Below are 7,473 nucleotides of genomic sequence, written 5' to 3'. Positions count from 1 at the left end.
GCCGGGAGGCGCCGGGCTCCGCCGCGCGGGGGGCGCCGCGCCCGGATCCGGTGCCGCCCTCACGGGCGCGCGTACGCCTCCCGGCGGCGCGGCCCACCACATAGAGGACGAGGGCAGCGGCGAGCACCCCGAAACCGGTCCAGACCGCGGGCTTGAGCACGAGGTCCGAGGCCCAGGCCGCCACCGCACCTCCGATCTCGCCGAACATCCCCAGCAGGCCGGACATCGCCAGTCCCACCGGTACCAGGGAGAGGGCCGCCATACGGGTGGCCGCGGCGAAGCGGCGGCGGTAGGCCGTCAGGAAGGCGACGGCCAGCCCCGCCGCGGAGAGCGCCGCGCAGACTGTCATGGTCAGCATGTGTCCATCGTGCCGCTCCCCGCCCCGGATGTGCCACGTTCCGCCCCGCGATCTCGGGGGGATTTCCGGGCCCTCTCCTCCTGGGGACCCCCTTGCGCACCTCCCGTCCTCCTCCCGGAGCCGGGCTGGGAGACTGTCGGCATGAACGACACCCGCCCCGCCCGCCCCGTCCTGGATATCTGGTGCGAGCTGCAGTGCACCGACTGCGACCGGGCCATGACCGACCTGCGCGCGCTGCGCGAGCGGTACGGCGACGCCCTGGAGATCCGGCTGCGCCACTTCCCCCTGGACAAGCACCGCCACTCCTACGCCGCCGCCCAGGCCGCCGAGGAGGCGTACGCGCAGGGCCGGGGCGACGAGTACGCCGAGGCGGTCCTGGCCCGTGCCGGGGAACTGGGAGGGCGCGGCGAGGAGCTGCTGCTGGAGGTGGCCCGGGAGACGGGCCTGGACGCCGAGGAGATGGACACCGCCCTGATCGACGGCAGACACCTGCTGGTCGTCGACGCCGACCAGGCCGAGGGCCGTGCGATCGGTGTCACCGGCACCCCGACCTACGTGATCGGCGGTGAGCGGCTGGACGGCGGGAAGAGCCAGGAGGGTCTGCGCGAGCGGATCGAGGAGATCGCCGACCGACTGCTGGCCGGGGCCGGGGAAGCAGCCGGAGACAGGGCCGGGCAGTGCAGCTAGTGCCGCGTCAGCCGAGGTCCACCCCGCTCGCCGCCCTGGCACGCGCGCTCGCCGCGTTGGCCGAAAGCCCGGGCAGGACGACTACACGCGGCTTCCGGCCGCCCGGCGGTCGCACACACCTGGGGTCCCCCCCCGGCCGGAGGCCGGGGCCCCGCCACCGGGCAAAACCTGACCGGCGCGGCACTAGATCAGCGGCTTGTGCAGGTGGTGGGCGGTCGGCCGGTGGCCGAGGGACTCGTACAGCCGCAGGGCCGCGGTGTTGTCCGTGAAGACGTTCAGCCCGAGTGTGCGCACCCCGGCCGCCAGGCACTCGCGCTCGGCGGTGAGCATCAGCGTCCGGCCGTGGCCCCGGCCGCGGTGCGCCGGGGCCACCTCGATGTCGAAGACCCAGGCGCCGGATCCCGGCGCATACGCCGTCGCCAGCCAGAGCGTGCCGACGTCCACTCCCGCGTGGACGAGGACGCGCAGGGCGGTGCCCGCGGTCTCCGGTCCGTCCGGCAGCAGTTCGGCGTGGTCGGCCTCGGACTTGAGACGGGCCCGCCCGGGGTCCATGCCACGCTCGGCCCAGAGGCGGGCGTAGCCCTCCCGGCGGCTCTCCAGCCATGCCGGGTACTCGTCCGCGGCCAGGGGGCGCACCGTGCTGCCGGCGGGCGGCTCGGGCGGTCCGGACAGCTTCTTGGCCATGTTCCGGTTGCGCTCGGTGTAGCCCAGGGCCGCGGCCAGCCGCAGGGCGGGGCCCGCGTCCGCCGGGACGCTCGCCTCGATCCGGCGGCAGCCCCAGCCTCGCAGCACCTCCTCGGCCGCGAGCGCGGCGACGGTGGCCCGGCCCCGGCGGCGGTCGGGCCCGTGGACGGCGAGTTCCTCGATGCGGCCGGCCGACGGGCCGAAGCGCTCGTCCGTGGCCAGCCGCAGGCGGCCGACGGGGCGGCCGGTGACACAGATGTCGTACGAGCGGGAGCGGGCGCCGTCCGCGGTGTGCCGCTCGGGTCCGGTGGGGCGCAGGGTGGTGGTCATCACCTGGGTTCTACCCGCCTCGGCACCCCGTTGTCACCGGGTACGGGAAGATCCGGGGGTCGCGGGGGCACGGCCGCCTCTCACGGGTCGACGTCGGCCGCCGAGCGCTCGGCGAATATCCGCATCGCCTTGGCCGTGACCGGTCCCGGCGCGGAGGGCAGTTCACGCCCGTCGATCCGGTGGACGGCCTGGACGTCGCGCAGGGTGGAGGTGAGGAAGACCTCCTCGGCCCGCTCCAGGACGTCCAGCGGCAGGTCGGTCTCCCGCGCTCCCGTCCACTCGACCACCAGCGCGCGGGTGATCCCGGCGAGGCAGCCGGAGGCGAGCGGCGGGGTGTGCGGCTCGCCGTCGAGGACGACGAAGACGTTGGAGCCGGTGCCCTCGCACAGCCGCCCGACGGTGTTGCCGAACAGGGCCTCGGAGGCGCCCTGCCGGTGGGCGTGGGCCAGCGCGACGACGTTCTCGGCGTACGAGGTGGTCTTCAGACCGGTCAGCGCACCGCGCTCGTTGCGGGTCCAGGGGACGGTGACGACGGCGGTGGTGCCGGGGTGGGGCTTCGCCTCGCCGAGGGCGACGACCAGGGTGGGCCCGGCGGCGCCCCGGTCGGAGCCGAGGGGGGAGAGCCCGCCGGTGTAGGTGATCCGCAGCCGGCCCAGCGGCACGGGGTTGGCCTCCACCACGGCGGCGCAGGCGCGGCGCACCTCGTCACGGTCCGGCTCGGGCAGACCCAGACCGCGGGCGGAGGCGGCCAGGCGCTCCAGGTGGCGGGTGAGGGCGAAGAGGCGCCCGCCGACCGCCTTGACCGTCTCGAAGATCCCGTCACCGACGGTCAGTCCGTGGTCGAGCACGGACACCCGCGCGGCGTCGGCGTCCCGCAGTTCTCCGTCCACCCAGATCAGCGTCATGCCCCAGTTCCTCCGGTCCCGCCCGCCGTGCCCGCCGTGCCGGTGGCCCGGACCGCGCCGTTCGCGGAAGGCGTCTTCGTGTACTCCCCCGACGCTACCGCGAGCAGCCGCTCCGCCTTGAGCTCGGTCTCCTCCCATTCCCGCTCCGGGTCCGAGCCCCAGGTGATCCCGGCGCCGGTGCCGAAGCGCAGCGCCGGGCCGCCGGGCGCGGTGCGGTCGATCCAGAAGGTGCGGATGCCCACCGCCAGTTCCCCGGCGCCGCGGTCGGCGTCCACCCAGCCGATGCCGCCGCAGTACGGGCCGCGCGGGGCGGTCTCCAGCGAGCGGATGACGCGCAGGGCACTGGACTTGGGGGCGCCGGTGACCGATCCGGGCGGGAAGGTGTGCTCCAGCAGGTCGGCCCAGCCGGCCCCGGGCGCCAGTTCGCCGCGGACGGTGGAGACCAGGTGGACGAGTCCGGGATGCGGCTCGACGGCGCACAGGGCGGGGACGGCGACCGAGCCGGTGGCGCTGACGCGGCCGAGGTCGTTGCGGACCAGGTCCACGATCATCACGTTCTCGGCGTGGTCCTTGTCCAGCAGATCGGCGGCCGTGCGTCCGGTGCCCTTGATGGGACGGGACTCCACGGTGCGTCCGCGGCGGGCGAGGTACAGCTCGGGCGAGGCCGTGGCGACCTCGACCCCGTGGGCGGGGAGGCGGACGGTGCCGGCGTGGGGAGCGGGGTTGCCGCGTGCCAGGAGCGCGGTCAGCTCGTCGGGGTCGGCGGCGGCCGGGTCGGGCAGCGGCGCGGTGAGCACACGGCAGAGGTTGGCCTGGTAGACCTCGCCCGCGGCTATGTGCTCGCGTACGCGCCGCACGCCCGCCGTGTAGGCGGCGCGGTCCAGGGAGGACGTCCAGGCGCCGGTGTCCGGTCCGCGCCAGCGGCCCGGCCGGGGGCGGGGTACGGGGGCGGGCCGCACATCGCCGAAGCGGGCGCAGACCAGGCGCCCCTCGAAGTCGGCGGCCACCGCCCACCAGCCGGCGGAGTCCAGGGCGGCGGGGTCGCTGGTGACGTCGCGCAGGTCGGTGGCGACAAGGCCGCCGAAGCGGGCGAGAGGGGCCGGATCGTGCACGCGGCGAGTCTATGGCGGGCACGCTGGGGAAACGGAATTTGAGCTGGCCCGGGAATCCGCTAGAGTTCATGTCGTCACCGAGCGCGGCAGCGGGCGGCGACGGCAGCTCCCGAGCACCGCCCCGGGGGATGCGCTGCGGACGTAGCTCAGTTGGTAGAGCACCACCTTGCCAAGGTGGATGTCGCGAGTTCGAGTCTCGTCGTCCGCTCGATGGGGGCCCTGTGGTCCCCGCGCTGGTGGAGTGGCCGAGAGGCGAGGCAACGGCCTGCAAAGCCGTCTACACGGGTTCAAATCCCGTCTCCACCTCGGACGATTAGCTCAGCGGGAGAGCGCTTCCCTGACACGGAAGAGGTCACTGGTTCAATCCCAGTATCGTCCACTGAAGGCCCTTCGGGGGCCTTTGTTCCGCGCGATTAGCTCAGCGGGAGAGCGCTTCCCTGACACGGAAGAGGTCACTGGTTCAATCCCAGTATCGCGCACGCGGCACACCGCAGCGCGGACGATTAGCTCAGCGGGAGAGCGCTTCCCTGACACGGAAGAGGTCACTGGTTCAATCCCAGTATCGTCCACACCTCGAAGGGCCGGAGCCTGGTGCTCCGGCCCTTCGTCACGCTCCGGGCCGCCTCGCGGTCACGGCCGGAGTGCGGTCAGGAGGAGAACAGCATCCTGCTGAAGCTCTTGTGGCGACCGTGGTGACCGTGGTGCGGGGCTCCCCAGGCGGGAGGGGCCGCCGGGTAGGGCCGGGCGGCAGGGCCCGGCGGGAGCGGGCCGGGCAGCGCGGTGGGCGGCACGGCGTGGAGGCGGGCGAGCAGCGTGCCGACGGCCTCCCAGGGGGCGGCCTCGGGCGATCCGGGGTCCACCGGGGCGCCGTAGGGCCACAGGCTCACCGGGCGGCCGTCGGGCAGGACGTCCAGAAACCGCCTTCCCGGACCGGTCTCCGCCGCCGGGGGTCCGGCATGCGAAGCTCCGGCGGGCAGCGGCGCGAGCAGGACACGGCTCAGCAGCGGATGGGCGGCGGTGCCCACCCGGAGCGCGAGCCGGCCGAGGTCGCTGCCGGGGGCGTGCGCCTTGGCCACGACGTCTTTGCTGCGCACGACGGTGGCATCGGCCCGCTCGGCCAGCACCACGGGCCGTCCGGTGCCGGCGGCGGTCGTGGTGCGGGCCGAGGACGCGGCGCCCGCGAGGGCGGCCCGGTGCGCGAGATGTGCGGTGAGCGGTGCGTGCGCCACGGGGTCCCCGTCCGTTCCGGGCCCGCGTGCGCGGGCCGTCCGGCGGATCGTACGGCCCCGTACGGCGCGATGCCCGGGCAGTTCCCCAACTGCCCGGGCCCCACGCCGTCCGCCGTACCCCCGTCCCCACGGGGTTGGGTGACCGGATGTCCCGGCTCGGGCCGCTCTCCCGAGCCCGGGGCCCTGTGTCAGAGCCCCAGTAGTCCGGCCACGGACGACGCCTGAGTGATCACCGCTTCCGCACCGCCGAAGACGACGGCCAGCAGAACGGCCAGCGGAAGGACCATGACGGCGGCCACCAGCGGGTGGCGGCGGCTGCCCGGCCGGGTGCCGGGGGCGGCGAGCTCCGCCAGGCGTCCCCGTGTCCGGGCTGCCGGGCGCTGTGCTGTGTGCGCCATGGTTTTGCTCCTGTCGTGGTCCGGGGCGGCGGGTGTCTGACCTCGGGGGACGAGTGCTGCACCCGCCGCTTGAGAACAACAGTAGGAGCGGAGGGGGTCGTTCGGCGTCATGCCCGCGTACCGAACGGTGGCCTCCCGCAGGATGACTCCGGCCCGCCCCGGGTACTCCCCAGGGTGGAGAGGCTCCCTCCCGGGCCCGGGACCTCCCGGAGGGGACCGTAGGGGACGAGCCGCGCGGCCGGTCAGCGCGCCGGCTCCTGCGCGGTGTCCTCCCTCGGCACCGGGTGCTCGACCAGAGCCAGCACCCGGTTGGCCATGAAGCGCGCGGTGCGCACCACCGTGCCGCTGCGGGTGACCTCGCTCACCTCCACCACTCCCCTGCGCACCTGCGTCTCCACGCGCCGACCCGCACGCGTGGCCGCCATCTCATAGGTACGGGTGGTGTCCCCCGCGTCCACCACGATCTCCACCCAGTCGCCCTTCATCGTGCGATCTCCCTTCCGGGAAGGCCGGTCGGACGCCTCCTGAGCAGGGCTTTCCCCACCCCTGACTGCCGCGCGCCCACTGCTTCATTCTCCCACCGGGCACTGACAACCGGCATGGTCCGCATGCGCGGCCTGTCGGCGCGCGGGGGTCGCAGTCCGTAAGCTGTGGCACGTCAGAGGACCGGGCAGTGCGGGGCCGCCCACCGGGGCGGGACGGGCTCCCGGCCGGAGGTAGGGGAAGGACATGGCGATGATGCGGCTCCGGCGCGAGGACCCGCGAGTCGTCGGCTCGTTCAGGCTCCACCGGCGGCTGGGCGCGGGTGGCATGGGTGTGGTGTATCTCGGCTCCGACCGGCGCGGGCAGCGGGTGGCGCTGAAGGTGATCCGGCCGGATCTCGCGGAGGACCCCGAGTTCCGCTCGCGCTTCGCACGCGAGGTGTCGGCGGCCCGCCGGATCCGCGGCGGGTGCACGGCACGGCTGGTGGCGGCTGATCTGGAGGCGGACCGTCCCTGGTTCGCCACGCAGTACGTGCCGGGGCCGTCGCTGCACGACAAGGTGAACGAGGAGGGCCCGCTGCCCGCCGCGCAGGTCGCCTCGATCGGCGCGGCGCTGGCCGAGGGGCTGGTGGCGGTGCACGAGGCCGGCGTGGTGCACCGGGACCTGAAGCCGTCGAACATCCTGCTGTCGCCCAAGGGCCCTCGCATCATCGACTTCGGTATCGCCTGGGCGACCGGCGCCAGCACCCTCACACACGTCGGCACGGCGGTGGGTTCCCCGGGCTTCCTGGCGCCCGAGCAGGTGCGGGGCGCGGCGGTGACCCCGGCGACGGACGTGTTCTCGCTGGGCGCGACGCTGGCGTACGCGGCGACCGCCGACTCTCCCTTCGGACAGGGCAGTTCGGAGGTGATGCTGTATCGGGTGGTGCACGAGGAACCCCAGCTGCACGGTGTGCACGCCGCGCTGGCGCCGCTGGTGAGGGCGTGCCTGGCCAAGGACTCGGAGGACCGGCCGAGCACACTGCAGCTGTCGCTGCGGCTGCGGGAGATCGCCGCCCGGGAGGCGCGCGGGCTGCCGGAGGGCGCCGCCACAGGGGCGGCCCTGCGCCCGGCGCGGCCGGCCGGGAAGCGGGCCGAGCAGTATCTGCGGCAGCGGACCCGGCACGACGGCGACCGCACCCGGGGCGGCCGTGACTCCCGGGGTACCCCTGGCCGTGCGGGCCGGGACGGCCGGAACGGAGCGGGCCCCGCCCCGGGGCCCGGTGCCGCGCACACCGCCCCGGAACAC

General features: G+C 74.9%; 9 protein-coding genes and 5 tRNA genes. 7 read left to right on the top strand and 7 right to left on the bottom strand.

Annotation, left to right across the window (positions count from 1 at the left end; all coding sequences use genetic code 11):
- The coding region (locus AC2CJA_RS21505; protein ID WP_484604316.1) for a hypothetical protein at window positions 1-358 on the bottom strand (358 nt) is incomplete at its 3' end.
- 141 nt (window positions 359-499) lie between these two features.
- On the opposite strand from AC2CJA_RS21505, the gene AC2CJA_RS21500 reads away from it, so the two are divergent.
- Complete coding sequence (locus tag AC2CJA_RS21500; RefSeq protein ID WP_484604315.1) at window positions 500-1,045, top strand: DsbA family protein; 546 nt, start codon at window positions 500-502, stop codon at window positions 1,043-1,045.
- Between the two features lie 183 nt (window positions 1,046-1,228).
- On the opposite strand, the gene AC2CJA_RS21495 is transcribed toward AC2CJA_RS21500, so the two are convergent.
- From AC2CJA_RS21495 to AC2CJA_RS21485, 3 genes are all read right to left on the bottom strand, one after another.
- Window positions 1,229-2,059, bottom strand: coding sequence for a GNAT family N-acetyltransferase (locus tag AC2CJA_RS21495; protein WP_484604314.1), 831 nt, complete (start codon window positions 2,057-2,059; stop codon window positions 1,229-1,231).
- 80 nt (window positions 2,060-2,139) lie between these two features.
- On the bottom strand, window positions 2,140-2,964 hold the full coding sequence (locus AC2CJA_RS21490; RefSeq protein WP_484604313.1) for an aminotransferase class IV: 825 nt from the start codon (window positions 2,962-2,964) through the stop codon (window positions 2,140-2,142).
- On the bottom strand, window positions 2,961-4,076 hold the full coding sequence (locus tag AC2CJA_RS21485; RefSeq protein ID WP_484604312.1) for a chorismate-binding protein: 1,116 nt from the start codon (window positions 4,074-4,076) through the stop codon (window positions 2,961-2,963). Before AC2CJA_RS21485 ends, AC2CJA_RS21490 begins: the two co-directional genes overlap by 4 nt.
- Window positions 4,077-4,211: 135 nt before the next feature.
- Between AC2CJA_RS21485 and AC2CJA_RS21480 the strand changes: the two genes are divergently transcribed.
- The 5 genes from AC2CJA_RS21480 to AC2CJA_RS21460 all read left to right on the top strand — a co-directional run bounded on the left by AC2CJA_RS21480 (window position 4,212) and on the right by AC2CJA_RS21460 (window position 4,645).
- Window positions 4,212-4,284 (top strand) — tRNA-Gly (locus tag AC2CJA_RS21480).
- A 27-nt stretch (window positions 4,285-4,311) separates the two neighbouring features.
- A tRNA-Cys gene (locus AC2CJA_RS21475) sits at window positions 4,312-4,382 on the top strand.
- Between the two features lies 1 nt (window position 4,383).
- Window positions 4,384-4,455: transfer RNA gene (locus tag AC2CJA_RS21470), tRNA-Val, on the top strand.
- Between the two features lie 28 nt (window positions 4,456-4,483).
- A tRNA-Val gene (locus AC2CJA_RS21465) sits at window positions 4,484-4,555 on the top strand.
- An 18-nt stretch (window positions 4,556-4,573) separates the two neighbouring features.
- Window positions 4,574-4,645, top strand: a tRNA-Val gene (locus AC2CJA_RS21460).
- A 78-nt stretch (window positions 4,646-4,723) separates the two neighbouring features.
- Here AC2CJA_RS21460 and AC2CJA_RS21455 read toward each other — a convergent pair.
- The 3 genes from AC2CJA_RS21455 to AC2CJA_RS21445 all read right to left on the bottom strand — a co-directional run bounded on the left by AC2CJA_RS21455 (window position 4,724) and on the right by AC2CJA_RS21445 (window position 6,188).
- The gene (locus tag AC2CJA_RS21455; RefSeq protein WP_484604311.1) at window positions 4,724-5,305 is read right to left on the bottom strand and encodes a hypothetical protein; all 582 of its coding nucleotides are present in this window, start codon (window positions 5,303-5,305) and stop codon (window positions 4,724-4,726) included.
- A 188-nt stretch (window positions 5,306-5,493) separates the two neighbouring features.
- On the bottom strand, window positions 5,494-5,703 hold the full coding sequence (locus AC2CJA_RS21450) for a hypothetical protein (RefSeq protein WP_484604310.1): 210 nt from the start codon (window positions 5,701-5,703) through the stop codon (window positions 5,494-5,496).
- A 242-nt stretch (window positions 5,704-5,945) separates the two neighbouring features.
- Window positions 5,946-6,188: a hypothetical protein gene (locus tag AC2CJA_RS21445; RefSeq protein WP_484604309.1), complete on the bottom strand. Its 243-nt coding sequence runs from the start codon at window positions 6,186-6,188 to the stop codon at window positions 5,946-5,948.
- A gap of 244 nt (window positions 6,189-6,432) precedes the next feature.
- On the opposite strand from AC2CJA_RS21445, the gene AC2CJA_RS21440 reads away from it, so the two are divergent.
- The coding region (locus AC2CJA_RS21440; RefSeq protein ID WP_484604308.1) for a serine/threonine-protein kinase at window positions 6,433-7,473 on the top strand (1,041 nt) is incomplete at its 3' end.

It is taken from the genome of Streptomyces sp. ATLC9, from assembly GCF_057196705.1.
The sequence above is the reverse complement of the archived record's forward strand: the minus strand, read 5'-3'. Positions and strand labels throughout refer to the sequence as shown.